Source organism: Paradevosia shaoguanensis, assembly GCF_016801025.1.
GTDB classification, from domain to species: domain Bacteria; phylum Pseudomonadota; class Alphaproteobacteria; order Rhizobiales; family Devosiaceae; genus Paradevosia; species Paradevosia shaoguanensis.
Genome location: NZ_CP068983.1, coordinates 4097857 through 4122283 on the forward strand (window position 1 = coordinate 4097857; position 24427 = coordinate 4122283).

Below are 24427 nucleotides of genomic sequence, written 5' to 3' on the forward strand. Positions count from 1 at the left end.
CCCTGAATTTTGCCGTGGGCTTGCTCTTACTGAGCGGGCTTCGGGTCGACCGGCGGGACGTTGGTCTGGGTCGAGACGCCCGGCTGAGTCGGGGTCTGGCCGGCGTCGAGTTCCTTGCGGAGCTGCTCGGCGCGATCCTGGAGCTGCTGCTCGAGGGCGGAGGCGCCGGTCTGTTCCTTGCGGAATTCGTCGAAGGTCAGGGCAGCTTCGCCATCATAGACGGCGGTGAAGCCGGCCAGGTTGATCTCGATGGTGAGATCCTGGTTCTGGCGGTTCTTGGCGGTGAGCTTGAGCTTGCCGCCCTTCTTGAGGCTGTTGACGTAGGCTTCGTTGATCACGAGCTGGGTCGCGCAGGACTGCGGATCGCAGAGCATGAACGGCACGCGGATCGGCTTGCCGCCGTCGATCTGCCAGGTCAGGCCGAACGGGAGCAGGACTCCAAGCGGCACCGCGGCGACGGCGAGCAGGCGGCTTTCCTGGCCCGGATCGTCACGCAGAAGGAAAGAACCGAGGAACTGGCCGTTGGCCAGCACCACCTGGCGCATGATGCAGGCCTTCTTGCCGCCATCTATCGGGTCGCAGACCTTGAGCCAGTTCTGGGCCGGCGCGCGATTGGGATCGGCGGCAGCCTGCTGGTTCTGCTCATTGACCTGGCTGTTGGCTGCGGGCGCGGCCGGCTGCTGCCCTTCGGCGGGCGCTGCGGGCTGCTCTGCTGCCGGGGCGGCGGGGGCAGGCTTGTCCTGGGCCAGGGCGGCATAAGACGGCAACATCAGGGCCGTAGCCGCCAAACCGGCGATGAGAGCATTTTTCAACTTCATGGGGTTTCCCTGGCAATTCTTGCGGTGGTTTGGGCCACCTTCTGATTGGTGCCCTTCAAGGGCAATTCGGGCAATAACATGACCGGAGCGATTAACCAAAGCATTATCCGGCAACTGTGACGGAAGCGCGGCTACCCTCTGCCAGCTTGGCGAGCCGGGAGAGTATAGCCGCGGTACCTTTGAGTCTCGCCTCCGCATTTGGCCAATTGCGGGCGAACACGATTTTCTGATCGGGACGCACGCGAGCCTGCTGGCCCGGATCGGCAACTATGCGCACCAGAGCAGCCGGATCGGCGAACTCGTTGTTGCGGAAAGTGATGATCACGCCCTTGGGGCCGGCATCGACCTTTTCGACATTCGCCGCACGGCAGAGTGACTTGACCAGGATGATCTTGAGCAGCGCTTCCACCTCCTCGGGCAGCGGCCCGAAGCGGTCGATGAGTTCGGCGCCGGCGGCATCGATTTCCCGTGCATCGTCGAGATCGCCCAGCCGGCGATAGAGCTGCATGCGCAACTGCAGGTCGGGCACGTAATATTCGGGGATCATCACCGGCATGCCGATGGAGATCTGCGGGCTCCACTCGCCCTTTTCCTCATATTCCTCCTCGCCCGAGCGCAGCGAGGCCACGGCCTCTTCCAGCATGGACTGGTAGAGTTCGTAGCCCACTTCGCGGATATGGCCGGATTGCTCTTCGCCCAGCAGGTTGCCCGCGCCGCGAATGTCGAGGTCATGGCTGGCGAGCTGGAAGCCTGCACCGAGGCTCTCGAGCGATTGCAGCACGCCAAGCCGCCGCTCGGCGGTGTCGGTGAGCTTGCGGTCCGGGGGCACTGTGAACAGCGCGTAGGCGCGCTGCTTGGAGCGCCCGATGCGTCCACGGATCTGGTAGAGCTGCGCCAGGCCGAAATTGTCGGCCCGGTGCACCACCAGCGTATTGGCGTTCGGAATGTCGAGGCCCGACTCAACGATGGTGGTCGCCACCAGCACGTCGAACTTGCCGTCGTAGAAGGCGTTCATGATGTCGTCGAGTTCGCCCGGCGCCATCTGGCCATTGGCCACCACGAACGACACTTCCGGCACCTGCTGGCTCAGGAACTCGGCGATATCGGGCTGATCCTTGATGCGCGGCACGACGTAGAACGCCTGCCCGCCGCGATACTTTTCACGCAGCAGCGCCTCGCGGATCGAGAGCGGATCGAAGGGCGACACGAACGTACGCACGGCGAGACGATCCACCGGCGGCGTCGCCAGCAGCGACAGGTCGCGCACGCCGGTCAGCGCCAGTTGCAGCGTGCGCGGAATCGGCGTTGCCGTCAGCGTCAGCACATGCACGTTGGCCTTGAGTTCCTTGAGCCGTTCCTTGTGGCCCACTCCGAAATGCTGCTCCTCGTCGATGATGAGCAGCCCCAAATCCTTGAACTTGATGTTCTTGGAAAGGAGCGCGTGCGTGCCCACCACGATATCGACCTGCCCGTCGGCAAGGCCTTCCTTGGTGGCCCTGAGTTCGGCCGAGGGAATGAGGCGAGAAGCGCCGGCCACGCGCACCGGCAGGCCGGCGAAGCGTTCCTTGAAGGTGCGCAGGTGCTGGCGGGCCAGCAGCGTCGTCGGCACGACCACGGCCACCTGCTTGCCCGAGAGCGCCACGGCGAAGGCGGCGCGCAGCGCCACTTCGGTCTTGCCGAAACCCACGTCGCCGCAGACCAGCCGGTCCATGACGCGGCCCGAGGTGAGGTCGTCCAGCACCGACTCGATGGCGACGAGCTGGTCCTCGGTTTCCTCGTAGGGGAACCGGGCCGCGAAATCCTCGTAAGCGCCGGTCGGCAGCGACAGCGGCTCGGAGCGGGTGAGCTGGCGCGCCGCCGCGATCTTGATGAGTTGCTCCGCCATTTCGCGGATGCGCTTCTTGAGCCGGCCCTTCTTGGCCTGCCAGGCGACGCCGCCCAGCCGGTCGAGTTCGCCGCCGGTCTCCTCCGAGCCGTAGCGCGACAGCAATTCGATGTTTTCGACCGGCAGGTAGAGCTTGTCGCCCTTCGCATACTCGATCTCGACGCATTCGTGCGGCGCCCCGCCCGCCTCGATGACTTTTAGCCCCACGAACCGGCCGATACCGTGGTCGACATGGACCACGAGATCGCCCGCCGCCAGGCTCGATGCCTCGGTCAGGGCGTCGCTGGCCTTCTTCTTGCGCTGCGGCCGCAGGATGCGCTCGCCCAGGATATCCTGCTCGGAGAGCACCATCAGGTCATCGGTTTCGAAGCCCGTTTCCAGCCCAAGCACCACGAGGGCCGTGGCGTTGGGCGAAGTCGTCTCCGCATCGCGCCAGTTTTCGGCCATGCGAGGATGCTTGAGCCCGTGGTCGTTGAGCACCTGCGCCATGCGGTCGCGCGTGCCGTTCGACCAGCAGGCGATGATGGTGCGCCGCCCGTCGCGGCTGTTCTTCTTGAGGAGGTCCACCACGGCCTGGAACAGGTTGACGTCCGCCGCCTGCCGCTCCGCCGCGAAATTGTGGGCCAGCCGCCCGCCGGCATCGTCCTGCTTCCTGCCGCTCGGCGCCGCGAAGGGCGAGAACTGCACCACGCTCGCGCCTGCCTGCGCGTAAGCCGGCGCTTCCATCTCGTAGAGCAGTCCCGGCTCGATCGGCTTATAGGGCGCGCCGGAGGTTGCACCAGGCGGGGCCTTTCGCGCCTCGACGCGGGCGTCGTGATAGTCCGCGATCTGCTGCTGGCGCTCGGCGAAGGCTTCCTTGGCCTGGTCGTCGAAGATGAACGGCGCGTCGCCGGTATAGTCGGAGAGCCGGCTCATCTCCTCGTAGAAGAACGGCAGCCAGTGCTCGACGCCCGGATAGCGCGCACCCGCGCTCACCGCCGCATAGAGCGGATCGTCGGCCGTATTGCCGCCAAAGGTGGCCGTGTAATTCCCGCGGAAGCGCCGGATGGTGTCCTCGTTGAGCACCACTTCGCTCATCGGGGAGAGCGAGATCGCCTTGATATTGCCCGTGGTCCGCTGGCTGTCGGGATCGAAGGTGCGGATGGTTTCGAGCTGGGAGCCGAAGAAATCGAAGCGCAGCGGGGTTTCGTGGCTGGCCGGGAACAGGTCCACGATGCCGCCACGCACCGCATACTCGCCCGCCTCGCGCACCGTCGGTACGCGCAGGTAGCCGTTGTTGGCCGCCCAGGCGATCAGCTTTTCGCTATCGACTACCTTCCCGGCCGCCGCCGAGAACGACATGCCGGCAGTGACTGCGCGCGGGATCAGCCGCTGCACCAGCGCGTTCACGGCCGTGAGGATCACCGCGCCCTTGGCCGAGCCATCGGTCAGCGCCGCCAGCGTCTTCATGCGGTCGGCGATCGTCACGGTATTGGGCGAAACACGGTCGTAAGGCAGGCAATCCCAGGCCGGCACGGTCAGGATCGGGTGCCCCGGCATGAGCTGCGCCAGCGTCTCGGCCATGCGCTGCAGCCGCCGCCCGTCGCGCGCGACGAACACCGCGGCCGCGGGAGCGTCCGGATCAGCCTTGAGCCGTTCTTCGACCAGCCGGGCCAGCACGATGGGCTGCATCCCGTCCGGTACGTTGGAAATGGTGCGTACCGGGTGCTCGCTCATATGCCCGCCAGCCTCTTGTCGTTGAATGCGGCCAGCACGGCCAGCAATTCGGCATCCACGTCCGCGCGCGGCGGCTCCTGCCCCGTGATCCACATGAGGAGGTCGGTGTCCTCCTCGCTCATAAGCACTTCGAGCCGATCGAGTTCGGCCTCGCCCAGCCCCTCGATATGTGCATCGGCATAGGGGCCCAGGATCAGGTCCATCTCGCGCGTGCCACGGTGCCAGGCGCGATAGCGCATACGACGGCGGCGCATGCCAATGTCTTCACCGGCGCTGTTTTGAAGAGCCATGATCGGGTCAACTCAATGATGTGGGAGGCCCTTTTACGCGCAAAGAAGGCGGTTGTCACATGTTTGGATGCGGGGGCCTGACCTCCTCCCCCCTCCCGGCCTCCCCCGCAAGGGGGGAGGTGCCTATCGTGGTTGTTGAGCGCTTTGTGTCCCAGCAACTGGATCGAAACACCTCCCCCCTTGCGGGGGAGGCTGGGAGGGGGGTGAGCCGCCCCCAAGCCCCTCCGCTTCCCCCCCATCCCAAAACCCTCTACTCCTTCCCCCAAGGAAGAATCGTGCCCAGACCGCAAGCCCTCGATCCGCTGTTTCGCTCGCTCCACTCCCTCAAGGGCGTGGGCCCGCACCTGTCTGCGCTGCTGACCCGCTTCTTCGGCGCGCCGGACGGGCAGGAAGCCATTGCGCTCGACGTGCTCATGCACATGCCCTCGGGCGTCGTGGACCGCCGCAAGATGGTGGGTGTCGCCAATACCTGGGTCGGCGGCACGGTCACGCTCAAGCTCCATATCGACCGCCATATCGTGCCTCCGCGCGGCCGCAAGGGCATTCCCCACCGCGTCCTCGCCCATGACGAGACCGGCGACATCCAGCTCATTTTCTTCCGCTCCGAAGGCGGCTGGATCGAGAAGGCGCTGCCGGTGGGCGAAGAGCGCTACGTCTCGGGCGAAGTCGGTTTCTTCAACGGCGAAAAGCAGATCACGCATCCCGACTACATCGTCGAACCCGAAAAGTTTGCGACGCTGCCGCTGGTCGAGCCCGTCTATCCGCTGACGCAGGGCCTTTCCTCAAAGGCCCTCACCAAGGTCATCCGCCAGGTCGTCGAAACCGTCCCCGAACTGCCGGAATGGATTCCTGCCGTCACCCGCGAGCGGTTCAAGTGGCCTGGCTTTTCGGCGGCCATGCACAAGGTCCACCTGCCTGAATCCCCCGAGGATGGTGACCTCACCGGCCCTGCCCGCCAGCGCCTCGCCTATGACGAATACCTCGCCGGCCAGCTCACCCTGCAGCTGGTCCGCACCCAGCTCGTCGCCGCGCGCGGCATCGCCCGCACCTTTACCGGCGAGATCACTTCCCGCGTCGAAGCCGCCCTGCCCTTCACCCTCACCGCCGGCCAGAAGCAGGCTATCGCGGACATCCGGCACGATCTGGCCTCGCCCGACCGCATGTCGCGCCTGCTGCAGGGCGATGTCGGTTCCGGCAAGACCGTCGTGGCGCTCATGACCATGGCCGCCCTCGCCGAATCGGGCGCCCAATCCTCGCTGATGGCCCCCACCGAACTGCTCGCGGCCCAGCATTACAAGACCCTGAAACCCCTGGCCGATGCCGCCGGCCTCGGCATCGTCCTCCTCACCGGCAAGATGCCCGCCGCCGAGCGCCGCGCCGCGCTGGCCGGCCTCGCCAGCGGCGCCACCAGCATCGCGGTCGGCACCCACGCCCTCTTCCAGTCCGGCGTCGAGTTTGCCGATCTCGGCCTCACGGTCGTGGACGAACAGCACCGCTTCGGCGTCCATCAGCGCCTCGCCCTCTCGGACAAGGGCCGTCACACCGATCTCCTGGTGATGACCGCCACGCCCATTCCGCGCACCCTCGTCCTCACCCATTTCGGCGACATGGCCGTCTCGATCCTGCGCGAAAAGCCCGCCGGCCGGCAGCCCATCGACACCGCCGTACTCTCGATCTCCGAATATCCCCGCGTCATCGCGCGCCTGAAAGCCCGCATCGCCGAGGGCGCGCAAGCGTTCTGGGTCTGCCCGCTGGTCGAGGAATCCGAACACCTCGCCGTCGTCTCCGCCGAGGACCGCTACGCCGAGCTCAAGAAGGTTTTCGGCGATCAGGTCGCCCTCATCCACGGCAAGATGAGCGCCGCTGCCAAGCAGGAGGTGATGGATCGTTTCGCCCGCAACGAAACCAAGATCCTCGTCGCCACCACCGTAATCGAAGTGGGCGTGGACGTCCCCAATGCCTCGATCATGATCATCGAGCATGCCGAGCGCTTCGGCCTCGCCCAGCTCCATCAGCTTCGCGGCCGCGTCGGGCGCGGCTCCAACCGCTCGGCCTGCCTGCTGCTCTACAAGGAACCCCTCTCGGAAACCGCCCGCGCCCGCCTCGACACCATCAAGGGCACCGAAGACGGCTTCGTCATCGCCGAACGCGACCTCGAACTGCGCGGCCAGGGCGACATTCTGGGCACCCGCCAATCCGGCATGCCCGGCTACCGCCTCGCCGTCCCCGACGCCCATCGGCACCTGCTCGACTGGGCCCACGACGACGCCAAAGCCGCCCTCGCCAACAATCCCGGCCTCACCGGGGAAGAAGGCGAAGCGCTAAGGACGCTGCTCTACCTCTTCCGCAAAGACACCGCGATCCAACTGATCCGCGCCGGGTGAGGCGGGCAGCTTCCTCACCCACTCACCTCAAACTTCTTCCAGCCACGGGAACTTCCTCGGCCGAAGGGCCGGGGCCCTTCTGTCTCCACTAGAGCGAGAGGGTGCAATGGACCCCGGATCAAGTCCGGGGAAATGCCGTGGTGGTGGAGAGACTGAGCGAGAAAGGAAACCTCCCTCCCGCCCTCAGAGACCACAAGACGCGAACGAGCCCTTCGCCATCGAGCAGACTATCGCGGACGCACCTAGCCGGCCCAAGCAGGAAGCAAATGCCGTTGAGACGACGCCGCTGGCCTTAAGAGCCACCCGCGCAACACGCCGGTTACCTCCGCACGACCAAACCATTCAGCCATACGTCCACCCAACAGCACGCCCGCCTCTCGCTGCGATGCGCCTCGCCGACCTACGTTCAAAATATCCCTAAGCACGCACTGCAACGCCACGCCCTATCCGAGCACCTTCTCTCCCGAGGCGCTTCCCGGACGAAGGAACCCTGTGGCCACAAGAAGAGCATCTCCTGGCAAAACCACAGCCCTCTCCTCCTACCGCCAGCAGTTCACCTGAGGCGCCGCAGTCTTGGAGGCAGCAAGCAGCATCGCCGGACTAAGCCTGGCCAGCCACAGCACCCAACGTCACAACTGAATGCCCTAAATGCGCCAGGGAGCAGCGATAGGCATCAGCCGCCAACATCGCGCCTCACGATTAGCAACACCCGGCTCCTGCCGTAACTATCGGCACGCTCGTTGGCCCGACCTCTCGGCCGGAGCGGCCTCCCTAACCGGCATCAAGCTTCACGTCACACCTTCGGCCAAGGCGCGCCCGCACTACGCTCGCCCCAAATAGCAAAGGCCCCGCCGAAGCGGGGCCTTGGAATAGCCAAAACGGCGAACCGGGCCCGGTTCGCCGAATTGGGTTTTTGCAAGACGCTACCCCGCCCGAGGAGCCCCCGGGTAGAGTCGAGCAGAGCGTATTAGAAGTGGAACAGGACGCCGATGGTCGCCTTGGCAGCGTTCTGCTCTGCACGGTCAGGCATGTGCAGGCCCAGAACTTCGCCGCGGATCGACATGTTATCGGTCACAGCCACTTCGACGCCACCGCCGTAAGCCCAGGTACCATAGGTGTTGCCGCCGTTGGCGTTTTCGTGGACCCAGCCACCACCAAGCGAAGCATAAACCAGGACCTGCGGCGAGGCGAGAACGCCAATCTTGCCGAGGATCAGGGCATCGTAGCCGTTCATGCCACCATCAAAGATGAGGCCGTCGAACTGGCCTTCGATGCCGAGGAGGATCGGGTCAGCGACGGTGAAGTTGGCACCAGCCACAACACCGATCGAACCGGCCGAACCGCCACCCGAAACCCAAGCGCCACCACCGGTGACACCAGCGTAGAAACCGTCGAACGAGAAGATCGAGGTATCAACAACCGGAGCAACCGGCTGAGCCGGGAGGAGGAGGTCAGCCGCCTGAGCGCCCGAAACCATGAGCGTGGCAACGCCAACGCCAGCCAAAAGTGCAGAAATCTTCATCTTGCATTCCCCTAGGGTAGACTACAGTCACAAGCATATGTCTCAGACCGTCTGGTCCATGACAACCCCGTCAACCCCTTATTCTGGGCTTTCAGGGAGGAATCCGTGACGTTTCGAAGGCACCTGTTGCAAGAATGGATCGGATTTGACCCAAGGTCCAACAAATTCGAGGACTTCCGCCCTCTGGTGCGACCGAAACCGGCCACGGATGAGGCAACAACGAGTCGTCCCTGCCTCAACTATGATGCGCCGAAATACCCTTCGGCGCACCACATATTCGTATTCCTGGGTGGCACCTCTGTCCGGATTCGCCCGAACCCGCAACCACCCCCTGTCGGTTTAAAAGCCGTCAGTTGAAATGGAACAACACACCGGCAGTTGCCTTGGCCGCCGAGGGACCCTGCCCCCAATTGGCCATGCCCAGCACTTCGCCGCGCACGCTGATCGAGTTGAAGGTCGCAACTTCCACGCCGCCGCCGAAGGCATAGACGCCGTCGCCGGCCACATTGCCGAGACCCGCGGCGCCGTAGGCCATGATGCCATCGGTAACCTGCACGCCTACGCGGCCGAGACCGAGCATATCCCACTTCCAGCCGCTTTCGGGCCACATCACGCCGCCCTGGAATTCAACGCCGGCGAGGAAGAGATCGGTCACGGCGAAATTAACACCGGCCACGAGGTCCAGGTTCCAACCGGTGACGGATGGGCCGTTGATTGTGCCCCAATAGCCACCACCCTGCACACCGGCATAGGCGCCTTCGAAGTTGAACATCGGGCTGGAATAGAGATCGGTAGCCGGCGTGCCGGAATACAGATCGGCCGCAAAGGCACCCGTTGACATGAGCGTCGCAACGGCGGCGCCGAGCGTCAGTGTCCGTGCAATCATTTTTGTACTCCGCACATACTTGTTAGTTGACCGCCACTTTGGCGCTCACGCGCCCGCGGAACTACCCCCCGGCCACCTCATTTTGGCCGGTGCGGATAATGATTGGTGACGGATTGCAGGGACTTGCGGCCGGATTGATCCAATTTGATACAATTGCGATCAATTCGAGTGCCGGCAGCAGAGCCGATCAGAAGTGATAGTTGGCGCCGATGGTGACCTGGTTGGTCTGGTTGGCCCCTTCGGCCTCGAAACCATGCAGGTATTGCGCGCGCAACGACACGTTGTCGGTGATGGCCATCTCGACACCGCCGCCGAGCAGCCAGTTGCTCTGTTCGGGCACGCCCAGGTCGATCCCGTAGCCCGCCGTCGCATAAAGCGCCAGGTCGTCGGCCACAAGCACGCCGCCGCGCGCCAGCACCTGCCCGTAGGAGGTCTCGCCGCTCCCGCCGGTCAGCCCCTGAACTGCAACTTCCGCGCCCACGAGATAGAAATCGAAGGTGGCGTTGACGCCCAGGTCGAGTCCCAGCCCATACTGATTGCCGCGTTCGGGGCTGAACTGGCCCGCGCCGTAGACGCCGCCATAAAAGCCGTTCCAATCGAAGGGGACGTCCGCGACGGGAACCGCGACCGTATCCGCGCTGGTCTGGTAGGCAATAGGATCCGCAGCGATCGCCGGCATCGACGCCGTCGCCAGAATGGCCGTGATGGCAAGGGCTCTGATCAAGCTCATCCTCGGTCTCCTCTCGGGCTATCCTCGAGACAGATGCATCCAACGCGGAGCTTTTTGCTGCGGTTCCTTTCGAATGACCCTTCCAATATGGAGCCGCAAGTGCGCTACGCCAATGCATCTTTAGACAGGGATGCGCATAAAATCGGGCCTGCGCTGGGCCATAAGATGGCAAGCTGCCCATTGTGGCCGTCGCGCCACACATGAAAAAGCCGGCGCACCAGGCGCCGGCTTGCGTTTCAAGGCCTCAGGTCGCCGCGCCCTTTGGCACGGAGGTGGCCGCCGCCACCATCTCGTCCGGTATGTCGTCGAACGAGGCGTAGTTCATGTTGTAGAGCTTGGAATAGAGCCCCTTGTGGGCCATGAGCTCGTCGTGGTTGCCGCTCTCGATCTTCTCGCCGTTCTGCAGCACGATGATCCTGTCGGCGCCGCGGATCGTGGCCAGCCGGTGGGCGATCACGAGGCCAGTACGGCCCTCGAGCAGCTTCACCAGCGCCTTCTGGATCAGCATTTCCGTGTAGCTGTCGATATTGGCCGTAGCCTCGTCGAGCACCAGGATCTTGGCGTCTGCAACCAGCGCACGCGCGAAGCTGATCAGCTGGCGCTGGCCGAGCGACAGGTTGCCGCCGCGCTGCTCCAGCACGCTTTCATAGCCGTCCGGCAGCTTCATGATGAAGTCGTGCGCACCCACCGCCTTGGCCGCGTCGATCACCTGTTCGCGGGTCGCCTCGGTCTTGTGATAGCGGATATTGTCCAGCACGCTGCCGGTGAAGAGGAACGGCTCCTGCAGCACCATGGCGATCTGCTTGCCCAGCGAATCCTGGGTCAGGTCGCGCACGTCGACGCCACCGACAAGCACCTGCCCGTCCCAGACGTCGTAGAACCTGTGCACCAGCGCCATCGAGCTCGTCTTGCCCGAACCCGTCGGCCCGACCAGCGCGACCGTCTCGCCCGGATTGACCCGGAAGCTGACGTTCTTGAGCACCGGCAGGTTCTTGCGATAGCCGAAGGTCACGTTCTTGAACTCGACCGAGCCATCCATTTCCGGGCTCAGCACCTTGGCGTCAGCCTTGTCGACAACGTCCACCGGCACGTCGAGCACCTCGGTGATGCGCTGACCGGACGCCATGGCGCGCTGCATCACCGAATACTGCATAGTGAGCGAACGGATCGGGTCGAAGAAGCGCTGGATGTAGAACAGGAACGCCACCATCACGCCGACATCGAGCCCACCGTTGAGCACCATCGAGCCGCCAACCACCACCACGGTCGCCATGGCGATACCAGTGAGGCTGTCCACGATCGGCACCATCACCTGCGCGAACTTGGCCGCCGTCAGGTGAGTCTTAAGGTTGGCATAGGCCTTCTCGTCATAGAGGTCGAAATTGACCTTCTGGCGATCGAGGCTCTGCACCGTCCGCACGCCATTGATGCCCTCCGCCAGCGCACCGTTGGCGACCGAATTGGTCTCATGCGCGGCCATGAAGGCGACCTTGGCCTTGGGCAGCCAGAAAAGGCGCACGATGAACAGCACCGGCATCGTGGAGAGCGTCAGCAGGCCCAACCGGAAGTCCAGCGCCAGCAGCACGAAGACGATGCCGAACAGCAGCGCGATATCGCCCACCGACATCACCGAGGTCTCGAGGAATTCCTGCATGGAATTCACGTCGCCCTGCAGGCGCGACATCAGCCGGCCCACTTCGGTCTTGTCCATGAACGAGAGCGAAACGCGCTGCAATTGCGCGAACATCGCCCGGCGCATGTCGAAGAGCACGTTCTCGGCCACCTTGCCGACCACGGTTTCCTGCAACCAGTTGGCGCCGAAATTGACGACGATCACCACGGCAAAGGCCAGCACCGCCCACACCAGCACCATGCGATCGGCCCCGGGGGACATGCCGTTGTCGATCGCGTAGCGGATGATCAGCGGGATCAGCAGCTGGCTGACCGTGAAAGCCAGAACAGCAAGCACCGAAATGACGATCTGGGTCTGGTAGGGCTTCACGAAGCTCCAGATGCGACGCACGATCTTGGGGTCGTAGGCTTTCCCGAAGACTTCCTCTTCCTCGCGATGCGAGCCCACCACCGCGCGCGGCGGCCGTCGGGTGCGGTCTTCGCTTTCCTCGTCCTGGATTTCCTGAACCGACATCAGACGGCCTCCTCGATCTGAGACTCGCCGTCGCCTTCCGGTCTCACCTGCAAATCATAGAGCGCGCGGTAGCGCCCGTTCTTCTTGAGCAATTCGTCATGCGTGCCGCGCTCGACGATCTGGCCATTCTCGACGAAGAGAATCTGGTCGGCATGCATGAGCGAGGACAGCCGGTGAGAGATGACGAGCGTCACCCGGTCGCGCGCGAAGCGCCGCATGGCGCTGCGAATGCGCTGCTCGGTGCCCGCATCGATTGCTGCCGTCGAATCGTCGAAAACCATCACCGAAGGCTTGAGGATCAGGCTGCGCGCGATCGAAAGGCGCTGGCGCTGGCCACCCGAAAGCGACACCCCGCGCTCGCCCACGACCGTGTCGTAGCCGGTCGGCAGGCCCACGATGTAGTTGTGCAGCTGCGCGAATTCCGCAGCCCGCTCGATCCGCCGTTCCTTGGCCCAAGGATCTCCATAGGCGATGTTGTTCTCGATCGAGGTCGTGAACAGGAACGAATCCTGTTGCACCACGCCCACCGACTTGCGCAGCGATTGCAGCGTGACCTTGGAGATATCCTGCCCGTCGATCGTGATCTTGCCGCCGGTCACGTCATAGAAGCGCGGGATCAGGTGCGCGATCGTCGACTTGCCGCTGCCCGGCGGGCCGACGATGCCGATCGTCTGGCCCTTGCGTGCCTCAAAGCTCACTCCCGTCAGCGTCGGCTCGGTATTGCCCTGGTAGGTAAAGCTCACATTGTCGAAGCGCAGCGTGCCATCGGTCACCACCAGGTCCTTGGCGCCCGGCTCGTCCTTGATCGTCAGCTCCATATCCAGGAGCGCGAAGAGGCGCGAGCCGCAGGTCGAGGCGCGGGCGAAGGAATTGACCATGAGGCCGAGCTGGCGCACCGGCATCTGAAGGATGGTCATGAAGGTCAGGAACGAAGCGAGCGTACCTACGCTCATCTCGCCGGCCATTACCTTCGTGCCGCCAAGCCAGAGCACGAGCCCCATCGAGACGAAGAAAGAGAAGTTCATCGCGGCCGTATTGCCCACGCGCAGGTCGACGCGCTTGTGCGCCAGTTCGAGCGCATCGCTCGAGGCCCGGTCGTACTTGCCGAGTTCGTGCTGCTGGGCCGCAAAGGCACGCACCACGCGGATGCCACCCAGGTTCTCGTCCATCACGCGCGAAAGCGCCTGCATCTTTTCCTGAAGGATCAGCCAGGTATTGCGCAGCCGCAACTGCGTGGTCGAGGAGCGCCAGGCCACGAACGGCACGAAGCTCAGGGCCAGTAGCCCAAGCGCCAGGTCCGTGCTCAGCAGCATGTAAGAACCCACGCCGATCAAGGTGCCGAGCAGCACGACGCGCAGGAGACCCGTCGCGAAGAACATGCGCACGCCATCGATATCGATGATGCCGAGCATGATGAGGTCGCCCGAATGGACGCGGTCGTGGAAGGAAAAGCTCAGCCGCTGCAGCTTCTCGTAGCAGGCAAGGCGCAGCTCGTAGGCGCAATGGTGCCCAACGGCTTCGCCGTAATAGTTGTGCATCATCGTGAAGATGCCGCGCAGCACGCTCACCACCAGCAGCAGGATCGCGGTGATCCAGAGCGCGCTTTCCGCCGCCTGCCCCGCACTGCCCGCCGTTGCGAGCCCATGCGCCTCGTCCACCGCGCGCCCGAGCAGCTGCGGGATGAACAATTGCAGCGCTGACGCGATAACGGTCGAAACCAGGGTGATTGTCACCAGCCATGGGTGACGCAGGTTCATGCGAGTGATGCGCACAAGCGTATTGACGCCCTGGCCCCACTGGGCCTCCGCCACATGGGCAAACGAATTGCTGCGCCCCCTGGCGCTGCTAACCGCTTCGGTTTTCAAGGAACTGATCCAGATGTAAAAAATTTTGCCCGGAAACGAGCTTAGGGAGGAAGACTCAGCCGGACGACCCACTTCCATACCAACAATGCGCTTTTTTTGTGCAGGTTCAAGAATGGAAAACCCAATAACCGAGCAATAGCTTGTCCAAAGCTACCCGCGAGCGTTCAAACCCTTCCGAACTGAGAAATTTCCGGGCCAACAAGCCCTCATCCCGGCCCCCCCCGCCCAAACGTCTTACCTGCCACTGCTCCCCTCAGCCCGTCCTCCTCCGTGCGCATCCTCAAGGTCGGGGCACCAGCCCGGCAAAGCGGAGTCAGCAAACTTTCTCAAGCGCGGCAGCATCGGTTCCTCCGGCCCCGCCACCAACTTATCCCCCTCCCTCCAGCTCGCGCTAAACTAGCGATGCCCCCGTACCTGCTCCCGCCCCTCCCAGACGCGTTTTAAGGATCCCCGAAATTGCTCCCAAACTCCGTCAAAACTCGCGAAAGATCGTCGAAATTACCCCAAATTTGTTTCAAAATTTAACGATTCCGGGGGACGTTTAGGCGACAACATCGTTATAAATCAGATAGTTACCTACATTATCTCATCAAAAACTCCCGACATTTTCGCTCTCAGCGCGAAAACCCCGCCGCCCCCACTCGCCGCAATTGAATTGTTAATCCTAACCAGCCGTTCATCATCCAGCGCCGCAATGATTTCCGCTCCCGGCAAACGCGGCTACCCATGCCGCGCCTCGGACGCGTTTGTGACGGACCCGACCGAGGTCGCGCCAGCGGCCCGAGCCCCCAAACAACTTGACCGCTGGCGCGTTCCGGCATCCGCCGCCAAAACCGCTTCCTGCTTCGCCCTATCCGTGATTTCCTTGCGCCGACTCAAATACCTGGAGCCGCATGACGGAAGCGCCTGCCCGCCCGCTTGAGGGCCTGATCGACGCCATCGCCGCACGCGCAGCGCAGGGCGAGAGTATTTCCGTCGCAACGATCCAGGAGATCGCGGGCGACCGCATTGCCGGTCCCCTGCTCTTCTTCCCGGCCATGATCGTGGTTTCCCCGCTCAGCCTCATCCCGACGCTGCCCACCATTGTCGGCACGACCGTGGTACTGATCGCCGGCCAGTTGATCGCCGGCCGCAAGTCCATCTGGCTGCCGAGCCGGTTGAGCAAAGCCGCGCTCTCTCCCGAGCGCACGCGGAAGGCGCTGGAATTCATCCGCCCCGTCGTCAAGTGGATCGAAAAGCTTAGTTGGGCCCGACTCACCTTCCTGACTGACGGTCTGGGCATGCGCCTCGCCGCAATGGTCTGCATTCTCGTCGCGCTGACCATGCCGCCGCTCGAACTCGTCCCCGGCGCCTCGACCTCCGCCGGCACCATCATCGCCACCTTCGGCTTGGCCCTCACCACCCGCGACGGCCTGCTGCTCCTCGCGGCGCTCGCTTTGGTGCTGGGTAGCGCCTTCCTGCTGTTCCGCTGGCTTTTCTAGAATGGGAATCGCATGACCAGCTTTGCCGATAGCTATCTCGGCCAGTTGCGAGCCCTCGTCGGCAGCCGTGAGCTCCTCGTTCCGGGCACCCGCATCGTCATCGAAAACGAAGCCGGCTACATCCTCCTCGACTTCCGCCCCGATTTCCTGCGCTGGGCCCTGCCCGGCGGCGCCTGCGAGCCTTCCGAGCGCGTCGAGGAAACCATCGTGCGCGAAGTCCTCGAAGAATCGGGTCTCGTCATCACCGATGTGAAGCCCATAGGCTTCGCCAGCGATCCCGCCTGGGAAACGACAACCTTCCCCAATGGCGACGTCTGCCGCAACTTTGCGATGATCTTCACCACCCGCACCTTTGAAGGCGTGCCTGTGCCGCGCGATGGCGAGGCGCTGGAGTACCGCTGGTTCGACCCGCACGACCTGCCGGACATGGTGGCCAACCACCGGCGCAGCGTGGACGCCTGGCTACGCTGGAAGGCAGGCGGTGGCTTCCAGCTCACCTAGTCCCGCTCCGCACGACTTTCGTCAAATTGCTGCTATCGGCTTCATCGGCCATTTCGCACTCCCGCGCATTCTGGGAAGGCACCAAGGGAGACGGTCATGACCGACAGGATCGTTCGCGTGCGGCGGGTCCAGTGGGGCGACCCGGAAGCTCGGTATGAAGCCGTGCCTGGAATCAACCTCGCCCCGCCGCAGAAATCGCGCGTCGCGCTGCTGAGCGTCGCGCTGTGTGTGATGATCGCCTTCTCGATCGCGATCATCGCCTACCGGCTCTGGTTCGAATAACCAGCCGCAGCCATCAACCCGGCGCCTGGCCCAGAAGGGCTGCCCGGCCCTCCGGCATCCAATCACAGATCTGGCAATTTCTGGAATGACCCTGACGGCGAAGCTTCGCCGAAGTGGCAACCGCCACTCTTCATGAAATCCAACGATGTGTGGGAGAAGAGTGGCGGGAGTGACGGGGCTCGAACCCGCGACCTTCGGCGTGACAGGCCGACGCTCTAACCAACTGAGCTACACCCCCGCAAGGCAGGTCGTCCCTGCAAGGTGGCGTGGATGTAACCGGCACATCGGACCAAGTCAAGCGCTGAGAACGCGCTTTTTGAACTTCTTTTCACAGCCCGTTTTTTCCCCAAGGAAAACTCGCCGGGCGGCTGGCTTTCTTAACGAATGTCGGGAGCGAAAATCTCTGGAATCGGAAGTGCTTGCCTTGCTTCGCCCAACCTGCTGGCGAGGGGCAATACCGGCCCAAACGAACGTCGGCGCAGGCCGACTACCCTCCAGCCTACGAAAGCCACTTCTGACCATAACTTGTTCTGATGGGACACTGAGGACTAGCCTCCAATCCTCACTGCCGTTGGAGCGCCTCCCCCGCGTCTTCACCTCGCGCTCCGGTTCGATGACCCGCAGGCCCGCCGCCATTCCGCGACGGCCAGCTACGCTAGGAGGAATTTCATGCGCCATCTGGCTCTCGCAGCTACGCTCTTTGCCGTCGCGTCGCTGTCCCCGCTCGCTCCGGCCCAGGCCCAACAGGCGGCCGCCGCGCGGCCACCGGCAATGGTGCTGACAATCCCTGCCTTCCCCGATGGCACGGACATACCACCACAATTCACGCAAGCCGGTGAGAACGTAGAGGCCGGTAAAGGCACCTCGCCGCAAATAAGCTGGGAGAACGTACCTGAGGGCACGCAGAGCTTCGTGCTCCACCTGCACGACATCGACGTCGCGCGCTCCAAGACGAGCGAAGACCAGTTGCACTGGCTGGTCTGGAACATCCCGGCTACCGCCACAGAACTCCCTGAAGGCGTCCCGGAAAACTCCCCGCTGGCCGATGGCAGCCTCCAGACAAGCGCCAGCGGTCCCTACTACCGAGGCCCGGGCGCGCCCGCGAGCGGTCCGCGCCACCACTATGTGTTCGAACTCTATGCGCTCGACACCAAGCTTGACGTCACGTCCGGCGAAGACGGCTTCGCCGATCGCACGAAGGTCATGGAAGCCATGCAAGGCCACATTCTGGGAAAGGCGACTTATGTCGGGCTCTTCAAGCGCCCGTCATGACGAGGCGCGAAGGAGGACTGGTGGGCGATGACGGACTCGAACCGCCGACATCCTCGGTGTAAGCGAGGCGCTCTACCAACTGAGCTAATCGCCCGGAAAATGGCGCAAGGCCGTTCCAGCGGGCTCTAACTAGGGGGTCGCTCGATGCCCGTCAATATGGGCGCTGCGTTTTGCCCAGCGGAACAGCCAGGTTGCGTACCCACGAAAAGCAAATGGCCCCGGCACACAATGCTCGGGGCCATGGCAAATCCGAAAGACGGACTTGATTAGTTGATCGCGTCCTTCAGGCCCTTGCCGGGCTTGAACTTGGCCTGGTTGGAAGCCGGAATCTTGATCTCGGCGCCGGTAGCAGGATTGCGGCCCGTGGTGGCCTTGCGCTTGGAGACCGAGAACGTACCAAACCCGACCAACCGAACCTCATCGTTCGCCTTGAGCGAAGCGGTGATCGCGTCGAAGACCGCGTCGACTGCAGCAGCAGCCTGAGCTTTGGTGATTTCGGCCTTCTCGGCGACAGCGCCGATCAGATCGTTTTTGTTCGACATAGCATTTCCTCACAGTGAAATTGCTCGCCTTCGCTGGCGAACCAAGACGCGGCCACATTTTTGCGATTCTGAGCGAAACGCAAGGTTTTCCGGGCGTTTCGGCCCGTTCTGCCGCGCAATCCTGTTAATGGAGCGGAAAAATGCGCCCCGCAAGGTCCTCAATGGACTTGCCCACCGGCAATTGCGGCCTGCGCAAGCCCGGAAACCAAGGCTTTGGCCGCCTCCGCGCTTCGCTCGCCATTGGCGAGAGTCGCGTAGAACGGCATGCTCGACAGCGCGAAGAGAATATCCACCAGATCGCTCTCCTTATCCCGCGCCAACCGCCCTTCTTCCACCAGCCGACCAGCCAGCACGCCGAAAATATGCCGCCGTCGTTCATTGCGCGCACGCATCGCCTCGACGAATTCCGGATCCGCAGCTCCCGTAACGACAAGGCCTCCCAGCCCACGATGATCTGACGCCCAGAAATCGCAGAAGATCGAAATCACCATCATGATTGCAGCCTCCGCGTCGGGCTGCGCCATGGCCCGCGCAACACGCTGTAGCCCGGCCTCGGCCGCCCGACTGTCGAACACGGCCTCCAGCAATCCCCGGCGCGATCCGAAGCGGTTGTGCACGGTCAACCGCGTCACCCCCGCTTCCTTGGCCACGGCCTCAAGCGAAAACGGCTCCCCGCCTTCGGCAACGCGCTGCAGCACCACAAAGGCCGCCTCGACGATACGCGCATCGTTTGCCTCGCTCGCCGCTGCGCGCTTGGCGCTCACATAACGCCGCTTCGGGCCGTCGCTTGACATGCAAATTACCTATACTATCTGTATATTCAATTCAACCGGCAGCCCAAAGGAGCCCGCCATGGATTACCTCGTAGCATTTGCGCTCGTCGCGCACATAGCCGCCGCCATTTTCTGGGCCGGCACCACGATGGTGCAGGCGCGGATCGGCAACGATCATGCGCTGGAGCTTTTCCGCCCGCAAATGGGCGCCGCGACAGTCACCGTCATTGCCGGTGTTATCCTGTGGTGGGCCTATCACTCGGGAATTTTCTATGCGCCCGAGTTATCCCTAGCCATCGGCGCCCTGACCGCGATCGTAGCCGGCATCCTGCAGATCTTCGCCTATCGCGCCCTGAAGGCCGGACAAGGCGGTTTCTTCGGCGGCGTCGGTGTTCGTCGCGCCTCGGCGGCGCTCATGGGAATCGCCATTCTCGGCATGGCGCTTTCGCGGGTGCTGTGATGATCGCGATCCCCACCTACCCCGACCTCGCCGGCAAGACCGCGTTCATCACCGGAGCGTCCGGCGGCATAGGCGCCGAGACCGCGCGCTGGCTGGCCCATAACGGCGTGCGCCTGGCCCTCAACGGTCGCGACCAGGCCAAGCTGAACACGCTTGCCGACGAATTGACAGCCGCAGGCGCGACAGCCCTGCCCGTCCAGGCAGACAACACCGACGCCAGCGCCCTCGAGCAGGCCCGCTATATCGCGGAAGAAGAATTCGGCGACATCGACCTGCTGTTCGCTTTCGCGGGCGGCGGAACAGCGCGGCCCGCGCCCGTCGAACAGACCGAGGAAGCGGATTGGCGCTCCGCAATCGACCACAACCTCACCGCCACCTTCCTCGCCATCAAGACTTTCCTGCCGGCGATGAAGGAGCGCAGGGCCGGTGCCATTGTCACGATGGCGTCGACCGCTGGCCGCGGTCCGTCGCAGGCGTCTCCTGCATATGGTGCCGCCAAGGCGGGAATCATCCTTCTTACCCAGGACGTCGCCAGCGAAGTCGGGCCGGACGGTGTCCGGGTCAATTGCATCTCGCCCTCCGCAATCCTCACCGATCGCACCGCGGCCAACATGCCTGAACTGGTGCAGAAGCAGGTGGCGGCCAGCCACCCGCTGCGCCGGATCGGATTGCCCGAGGACGTCGCAGCCGCCGCCCTCTTCCTTGCCTCATCGAGCGCCGGCTGGATCACGGGCGCAACGCTCGACGTGGCCGGCGGCCGCATGATGCACTAAGCGGCTGGAGCCTCCTGCTTTGGCGCCCGGATCGAGAGAATGACGGGCAGGCAGCAGAGATAGATGATGACCGTGACGATCCACACCGTTCCCAACCACGTGTCACGGGTGGCGAAGTAAATGCCCGAATAGAAGAGCGGTCCGAAGATCGAGGCGATGCTGACCATGCTGGCCAGCACGCCCTGCAACTGCCCCTGCTTGTCCTCGCCCACCTGACGGGTCAGTAGGGATTGCAACGCCGGAATGCCCACACCACCGAGTGCAAAGAGCGGCGCGAGGGCGAAGAGTATCCAGCCATGCGTTGCAAAGGCCAGGATCAGGCAGGCCGTGGTCTCGAAGGCCATGCCGATGATAAGCGCCCGCTGTTCGCCGAACTTCGTCGCGACAGGCCCCGTGAGAAACGCCTGCGCGCCGGCGTGGAACACGCCGAAACTCGCGAGCGACAAACCCACCAGCATCGGCGAGAAATCGAACCGGTCCTCCGAGAACAGCACCCAGACTGTGCCGTAGACCTGGCCGAGGAAGTTGAAAGCCAGCCAAAGCCCGACCAGCGGCAGCAGCATGCGGAAGCTCAGTGCCCAATAGATCGACTTGAAGGGGTTGAGCTCGGCCAGGTTCAGCGGCTTACGTTCGCCCGGTCGCGATTCCGGAAGCAGGAACAGCGCCAGCGCGAAGTTGACGGCATTGAAGACTGCCGCCAGCAGGAACGGCGCACGGATCCAGTATTCGCCCAGCAGCCCACCGATCACGGGCCCCAGGATGAAGCCGATGCCGAAGCAGGCATTGAGGTAGCCAAACCGCTGTGCCCTCGTTTCCTCAGGGGAGATGTCGGCGATGTAGGCGGTCGCCACGGCAATATTGGCGCTGGTGATGCCGGCAATGGCACGACCGAGAACCAGCATCCAGAGCTGCGGCGCAAAAGCCAGAACCAGGTAATCGACGGCAGCACCGGCTAACGACACCAGCAGCACGGGCCTCCGGCCAAACCGGTCGCTGAGCATGCCCAGCACCGGTGCGAAGACGAACTGCATCAAGGCATAGAGCGAGAGAAAGCCGCCATAGAGCACGGCGATATTGCTCTCATGGGCAACCTCGCGCAGCAATTCGGGCAGAATCGGAAAGACCAGACCAATGCCCACTGAATCCAGCGTCACGGCCACGAGAATGACGAGTAGTCCCTTAGGCATGATTATCCTCGCCTGCGGATTTGTTCCGCCTTTGTTCTGTGAAGGGGTAGCAGCAGGTCGCCGCTCTTGGCAACACTGTGCGATGAAAGTGGTGGATGTTCAGGCCCGAACGCGGGCACCTTGGCGCAGGCTCTCGCCGAAATCATCCAGCCCCTTGGCAGAAAAACCCGCCCAGCCCCACTTGTTTTTGCTCTCGGCTTCAAGGAGGTCCGGGCGGGAACGCGGGTACTATTCTGCAAGCGCAAGCTGCGTGCCGCACAAACGAAAACGGCGCCCTGAGGCGCCGTTTCCTTATTTGCTTGTCGCTTTGGCTTAGTGGAGACCGGCCTCGGCCTCGCCAGCGCTGTCGTTGGCCTCTGCCGCGATCGGCGCCTCCACCTTCTCCTCGAAGGTCCATTCGATCGGCTCGGGCTGGCGAACCAATGCGTGCTTGATCACCTGGTCCATCCGGCTGACCGGGATGATTTCCATCCCCTTGGTCACGATCTCCGGGATTTCCTGGAGGTCGCGGACGTTCTCTTCCGGGATCAGCACTGTCTTGATGCCGCCACGCAGCGCCGCAAGGAGCTTTTCCTTGAGGCCGCCGATCGGCAGGACCCGGCCGCGCAGGGTGATTTCACCCGTCATGGCCACATCGTGACGCACCGGAATTCCGGTCATCACCGAGACGATGGCAGTCGCCATGCCGATACCGGCCGACGGACCATCCTTGGGCGTCGCGCCTTCCGGCACGTGCACGTGGATGTCCCGCTTGTCGAACATCGGCGGCTCGATGCCGAAGTCGATCGAACGCGAGCGAACATAGGCCATCGCGGCGGTGATGGATTCCTTCATCACTTCCTTGAGGTTGCCCGTCACCGTCATGCGGCCCTTGCCCGGGGTCATCACGCCTTCGATGGTCAGCAATTCGCCACCCACCGGAGTCCATGCCAGCCCCGTCACCAGGCCCACAGCCGGTTCCGCTTCGATCTCGCCGTGACGGAAGATCTGCGGCCCGAGATACTTTTCGAGCAGCTCGTCGTCGATCACGACCTTCTTGGTCTTGCCCGTCAGGATGTCGCGAACGGCCTTGCGCATGAGCTTGGAGATCTCACGCTTGAGCGTACGCACACCGGCTTCGCGGGTGTACTTCTGGATCAGCGCGGTCAGCTGAGCATCGGGGAGCTCGAACTCCTCGGGGCGCAGCCCGTTCTCGGCCAGCGTCTCGGGAATGAGGTGCTGAAGGGCGATTTCCTTCTTTTCCTCTTCCGTGTAGCCGGAGAGACGGATGATCTCCATGCGGTCCATCAGCGGACCCGGAATGTTGAGCGTGTTCGACGTGGTGACGAACATCACATCCGAAAGGTCGTAGTCGACTTCCAGGTAGTGGTCGTTGAACGTCGCGTTCTGTTCCGGATCGAGCACTTCGAGCAAAGCCGAAGACGGATCACCGCGGAAGTCCTGGCCCATCTTGTCGATTTCATCGAGCAGGAAGAGCGGATTGGACTTGCCGGCCTTGCGCAGCGACTGGATCACCTTGCCCGGCATGGAGCCGATATAGGTGCGCCTGTGGCCACGGATCTCGGCTTCGTCGCGGACGCCGCCGAGCGACATGCGCACGAACTCGCGGCCCGTTGCCTTGGCGATCGACTTGCCCAGCGAGGTCTTGCCGACGCCCGGAGGACCGACGAGGCACAGGATCGGGCCCTTGAGCTTACCCGTGCGGCTCTGCACCGCCAGGTACTCGAGGATACGTTCCTTGACCTTTTCCAGGCCATAGTGATCGGCGTCGAGCACTTCCTCGGCCAGGTTGAGATCGCGCTTGACCTTGGACTTCTTGCCCCATGGGAGGCTGAGCATCCAGTCGAGATAATTCCGCACGACCGTGGCTTCGGCCGACATCGGGCTCATCTGCTTGAGCTTCTTGACCTCGGCATTGGCCTTGTCGCGAGCCTCCTTGGAGAGCTTGGTCTTCTTGATGCGCTCTTCGAGCTCGGTGAGCTCGTTCGAGCCTTCCTCGCCGTCGCCCAGCTCGCGCTGGATCGCCTTCATCTGCTCGTTGAGATAGTACTCGCGCTGGGTCTTCTCCATCTGCCGCTTGACGCGGGAGCGGATGCGCTTTTCCACCTGCAGGACGCCGATTTCGCCTTCCATCAGGCCCAGGATCTTCTGGAGCCGCTCGGCAACCGAAACCGTGGCGAGAAGGTCTTCCTTCTCGGCGATCTTGATCACCAGATGCGAGGCAATGGTATCGGCCAGCTTGGAATGGTTCTCGATCTGCCCGACGGCAGTGACCACTTCAGCGGAAATCTTCTTGTTGAGCTTGACGTAGTTCTCGAACTCCGTCTGGGCCGAGCGCGCCAGCGCTTCGACTTCGACCGGATCGGAAACCGGCTCGGCGAGCGAGGTCGCTTCGGCTTCGAAATAATCGACCGTCTGAAGATACCGGTCGATGGTGGCGCGGTTCAGGCCCTCAACGAGCACCTTGACCGTCCCGTCCGGCAGCTTGAGGAGCTGCAGCACGGAAGCGATGGTACCGGTCGAATAGATCTGGTCCGGCGACGGATCGTCGTCCTGGGCATTCTTCTGCGTCACAACAAGAATGTGCTTGTCGTCGCGCATGACTTCCTCGAGGGCCTTAACCGATTTCTCGCGGCCCACGAAAAGCGGAACGATCATGCCAGGGAATACAACGATGTCGCGCAGGGGCAGCACCGGGTAAACCCGGTCGCGGCTGAACTCGGCGCCTGTGGTGACATCCGTCATGTTTTATCCTTTCCAGGGCACGTTGAAAGGGAGGAGTCTTGGCTTAACGCGCCCGTAGCAACCAGGCAAACGCTCCCAACTGAGCCGTTCGGCTGATTCTGTTTCCTTAAATAGGGTGATCCGAACAGGAAGCAAGTCAACCGCAGGAGGAAGATAGTGATTAACACCC

Annotated in this window: 19 protein-coding genes and 2 tRNA genes; 7 read left to right on the forward strand and 14 right to left on the reverse strand. The window is 63.3% G+C overall.

Features of this window, described 5'->3' with window-relative positions:
• Positions 1–26: 26 nt before the first annotated feature.
• From JNE37_RS19960 to JNE37_RS19970, 3 genes are all read right to left on the reverse strand, one after another.
• Positions 27–818, reverse strand: coding sequence for an invasion associated locus B family protein (locus JNE37_RS19960; protein ID WP_052014982.1), 792 nt, complete (start codon positions 816–818; stop codon positions 27–29).
• A 103-nt stretch (positions 819–921) separates the two neighbouring features.
• Positions 922–4419, reverse strand: coding sequence for a transcription-repair coupling factor (gene mfd, locus JNE37_RS19965; RefSeq protein ID WP_203064560.1), 3498 nt, complete (start codon positions 4417–4419; stop codon positions 922–924).
• Entirely contained in the window at positions 4416–4709 is a 294-nt protein-coding gene (locus tag JNE37_RS19970) for an FAD assembly factor SdhE (protein ID WP_203064561.1), read from the reverse strand. The genes mfd and JNE37_RS19970 overlap by 4 nt, the downstream gene beginning before the upstream one ends.
• A gap of 275 nt (positions 4710–4984) precedes the next feature.
• On the opposite strand from JNE37_RS19970, the gene recG reads away from it, so the two are divergent.
• On the forward strand, positions 4985–7093 hold the full coding sequence (recG, locus tag JNE37_RS19975; RefSeq protein WP_246513379.1) for an ATP-dependent DNA helicase RecG: 2109 nt from the start codon (positions 4985–4987) through the stop codon (positions 7091–7093).
• Positions 7094–8060: 967 nt separating this feature from the next.
• Here recG and JNE37_RS19980 read toward each other — a convergent pair.
• The 5 genes from JNE37_RS19980 to JNE37_RS20000 all read right to left on the reverse strand — a co-directional run bounded on the left by JNE37_RS19980 (position 8061) and on the right by JNE37_RS20000 (position 14242).
• Positions 8061–8615 (reverse strand): outer membrane protein, encoded by a 555-nt coding sequence (locus JNE37_RS19980; RefSeq protein WP_152572091.1) that lies wholly within the window; start codon positions 8613–8615, stop codon positions 8061–8063.
• 349 nt (positions 8616–8964) lie between these two features.
• Positions 8965–9501: a hypothetical protein gene (locus JNE37_RS19985; RefSeq protein ID WP_035029244.1), complete on the reverse strand. Its 537-nt coding sequence runs from the start codon at positions 9499–9501 to the stop codon at positions 8965–8967.
• 187 nt (positions 9502–9688) lie between these two features.
• Positions 9689–10231: an outer membrane protein gene (locus JNE37_RS19990; RefSeq protein ID WP_035029241.1), complete on the reverse strand. Its 543-nt coding sequence runs from the start codon at positions 10229–10231 to the stop codon at positions 9689–9691.
• A 244-nt stretch (positions 10232–10475) separates the two neighbouring features.
• On the reverse strand, positions 10476–12377 hold the full coding sequence (locus JNE37_RS19995; protein WP_035029238.1) for an ABC transporter ATP-binding protein: 1902 nt from the start codon (positions 12375–12377) through the stop codon (positions 10476–10478).
• The gene (locus tag JNE37_RS20000) at positions 12377–14242 is read right to left on the reverse strand and encodes an ABC transporter ATP-binding protein (protein ID WP_035029235.1); all 1866 of its coding nucleotides are present in this window, start codon (positions 14240–14242) and stop codon (positions 12377–12379) included. Before JNE37_RS20000 ends, JNE37_RS19995 begins: the two co-directional genes overlap by 1 nt.
• Positions 14243–15135: 893 nt before the next feature.
• Here JNE37_RS20000 and JNE37_RS20005 point away from each other — a divergent pair.
• The 3 genes from JNE37_RS20005 to JNE37_RS20015 all read left to right on the forward strand — a co-directional run bounded on the left by JNE37_RS20005 (position 15136) and on the right by JNE37_RS20015 (position 16506).
• On the forward strand, positions 15136–15723 hold the full coding sequence (locus JNE37_RS20005) for an exopolysaccharide biosynthesis protein (protein ID WP_203064563.1): 588 nt from the start codon (positions 15136–15138) through the stop codon (positions 15721–15723).
• A 12-nt stretch (positions 15724–15735) separates the two neighbouring features.
• Positions 15736–16224 (forward strand): NUDIX domain-containing protein, encoded by a 489-nt coding sequence (locus tag JNE37_RS20010; protein ID WP_203064564.1) that lies wholly within the window; start codon positions 15736–15738, stop codon positions 16222–16224.
• A gap of 96 nt (positions 16225–16320) precedes the next feature.
• On the forward strand, positions 16321–16506 hold the full coding sequence (locus tag JNE37_RS20015; RefSeq protein WP_035029226.1) for a hypothetical protein: 186 nt from the start codon (positions 16321–16323) through the stop codon (positions 16504–16506).
• Between the two features lie 161 nt (positions 16507–16667).
• Here the strand turns inward: JNE37_RS20015 and JNE37_RS20020 are convergent.
• Positions 16668–16744: transfer RNA gene (locus JNE37_RS20020), tRNA-Asp, on the reverse strand.
• Between the two features lie 431 nt (positions 16745–17175).
• Between JNE37_RS20020 and JNE37_RS20025 the strand changes: the two genes are divergently transcribed.
• Complete coding sequence (locus JNE37_RS20025; RefSeq protein ID WP_052015984.1) at positions 17176–17778, forward strand: YbhB/YbcL family Raf kinase inhibitor-like protein; 603 nt, start codon at positions 17176–17178, stop codon at positions 17776–17778.
• Positions 17779–17796: 18 nt separating this feature from the next.
• Here JNE37_RS20025 and JNE37_RS20030 read toward each other — a convergent pair.
• The 3 genes from JNE37_RS20030 to JNE37_RS20040 form a co-directional block, all read right to left on the reverse strand.
• Positions 17797–17872, reverse strand: a tRNA-Val gene (locus tag JNE37_RS20030).
• 172 nt (positions 17873–18044) lie between these two features.
• Positions 18045–18320, reverse strand: a complete 276-nt coding sequence (locus tag JNE37_RS20035) for an HU family DNA-binding protein (RefSeq protein ID WP_035037636.1) — start codon at positions 18318–18320, stop codon at positions 18045–18047.
• A 158-nt stretch (positions 18321–18478) separates the two neighbouring features.
• Positions 18479–19114: a TetR/AcrR family transcriptional regulator gene (locus JNE37_RS20040; protein ID WP_203064565.1), complete on the reverse strand. Its 636-nt coding sequence runs from the start codon at positions 19112–19114 to the stop codon at positions 18479–18481.
• 58 nt (positions 19115–19172) lie between these two features.
• Here JNE37_RS20040 and JNE37_RS20045 point away from each other — a divergent pair, with 58 nt between their 5' ends.
• A complete protein-coding gene (locus tag JNE37_RS20045) occupies positions 19173–19553 on the forward strand; it encodes a hypothetical protein (RefSeq protein WP_203064566.1) in 381 nt (126 codons plus the stop codon).
• Positions 19553–20326, forward strand: coding sequence for an SDR family NAD(P)-dependent oxidoreductase (locus tag JNE37_RS20050; protein WP_203064567.1), 774 nt, complete (start codon positions 19553–19555; stop codon positions 20324–20326). The genes JNE37_RS20045 and JNE37_RS20050 overlap by 1 nt, the downstream gene beginning before the upstream one ends.
• Here JNE37_RS20050 and tet read toward each other — a convergent pair.
• Positions 20323–21513, reverse strand: coding sequence for a Tet(A)/Tet(B)/Tet(C) family tetracycline efflux MFS transporter (gene tet, locus JNE37_RS20055; protein ID WP_203064568.1), 1191 nt, complete (start codon positions 21511–21513; stop codon positions 20323–20325). The two genes, JNE37_RS20050 and tet, sit on opposite strands and share 4 nt — an antisense overlap.
• Before the next feature lie 312 nt (positions 21514–21825).
• On the reverse strand, positions 21826–24258 hold the full coding sequence (gene lon / locus JNE37_RS20060; RefSeq protein WP_203064569.1) for an endopeptidase La: 2433 nt from the start codon (positions 24256–24258) through the stop codon (positions 21826–21828).
• Positions 24259–24427: the final 169 nt, after the last annotated feature.

Coding starts and splice junctions, on each gene's coding strand:
- tet (WP_203064568.1), bottom strand. CDS start 21,513: ATGCCTAAGGGACTACTCGTCATTCTCGTGGCCGTGACGCTGGATTCA.
- JNE37_RS19985 (WP_035029244.1), bottom strand. CDS start 9,501: ATGATTGCACGGACACTGACGCTCGGCGCCGCCGTTGCGACGCTCATG.
- JNE37_RS19995 (WP_035029238.1), bottom strand. CDS start 12,377: ATGTCGGTTCAGGAAATCCAGGACGAGGAAAGCGAAGACCGCACCCGA.
- lon (WP_203064569.1), bottom strand. CDS start 24,258: ATGACGGATGTCACCACAGGCGCCGAGTTCAGCCGCGACCGGGTTTAC.
- mfd (WP_203064560.1), bottom strand. CDS start 4,419: ATGAGCGAGCACCCGGTACGCACCATTTCCAACGTACCGGACGGGATG.
- JNE37_RS19970 (WP_203064561.1), bottom strand. CDS start 4,709: ATGGCTCTTCAAAACAGCGCCGGTGAAGACATTGGCATGCGCCGCCGT.
- JNE37_RS20040 (WP_203064565.1), bottom strand. CDS start 19,114: ATGTCAAGCGACGGCCCGAAGCGGCGTTATGTGAGCGCCAAGCGCGCA.
- JNE37_RS20015 (WP_035029226.1), top strand. CDS start 16,321: ATGACCGACAGGATCGTTCGCGTGCGGCGGGTCCAGTGGGGCGACCCG.
- JNE37_RS20045 (WP_203064566.1), top strand. CDS start 19,173: ATGGATTACCTCGTAGCATTTGCGCTCGTCGCGCACATAGCCGCCGCC.
- JNE37_RS19960 (WP_052014982.1), bottom strand. CDS start 818: ATGAAGTTGAAAAATGCTCTCATCGCCGGTTTGGCGGCTACGGCCCTG.
- JNE37_RS20010 (WP_203064564.1), top strand. CDS start 15,736: ATGACCAGCTTTGCCGATAGCTATCTCGGCCAGTTGCGAGCCCTCGTC.
- JNE37_RS19980 (WP_152572091.1), bottom strand. CDS start 8,615: ATGAAGATTTCTGCACTTTTGGCTGGCGTTGGCGTTGCCACGCTCATG.
- JNE37_RS20005 (WP_203064563.1), top strand. CDS start 15,136: ATGACGGAAGCGCCTGCCCGCCCGCTTGAGGGCCTGATCGACGCCATC.
- JNE37_RS20035 (WP_035037636.1), bottom strand. CDS start 18,320: ATGTCGAACAAAAACGATCTGATCGGCGCTGTCGCCGAGAAGGCCGAA.
- JNE37_RS20025 (WP_052015984.1), top strand. CDS start 17,176: ATGCGCCATCTGGCTCTCGCAGCTACGCTCTTTGCCGTCGCGTCGCTG.
- JNE37_RS19990 (WP_035029241.1), bottom strand. CDS start 10,231: ATGAGCTTGATCAGAGCCCTTGCCATCACGGCCATTCTGGCGACGGCG.
- JNE37_RS20050 (WP_203064567.1), top strand. CDS start 19,553: ATGATCGCGATCCCCACCTACCCCGACCTCGCCGGCAAGACCGCGTTC.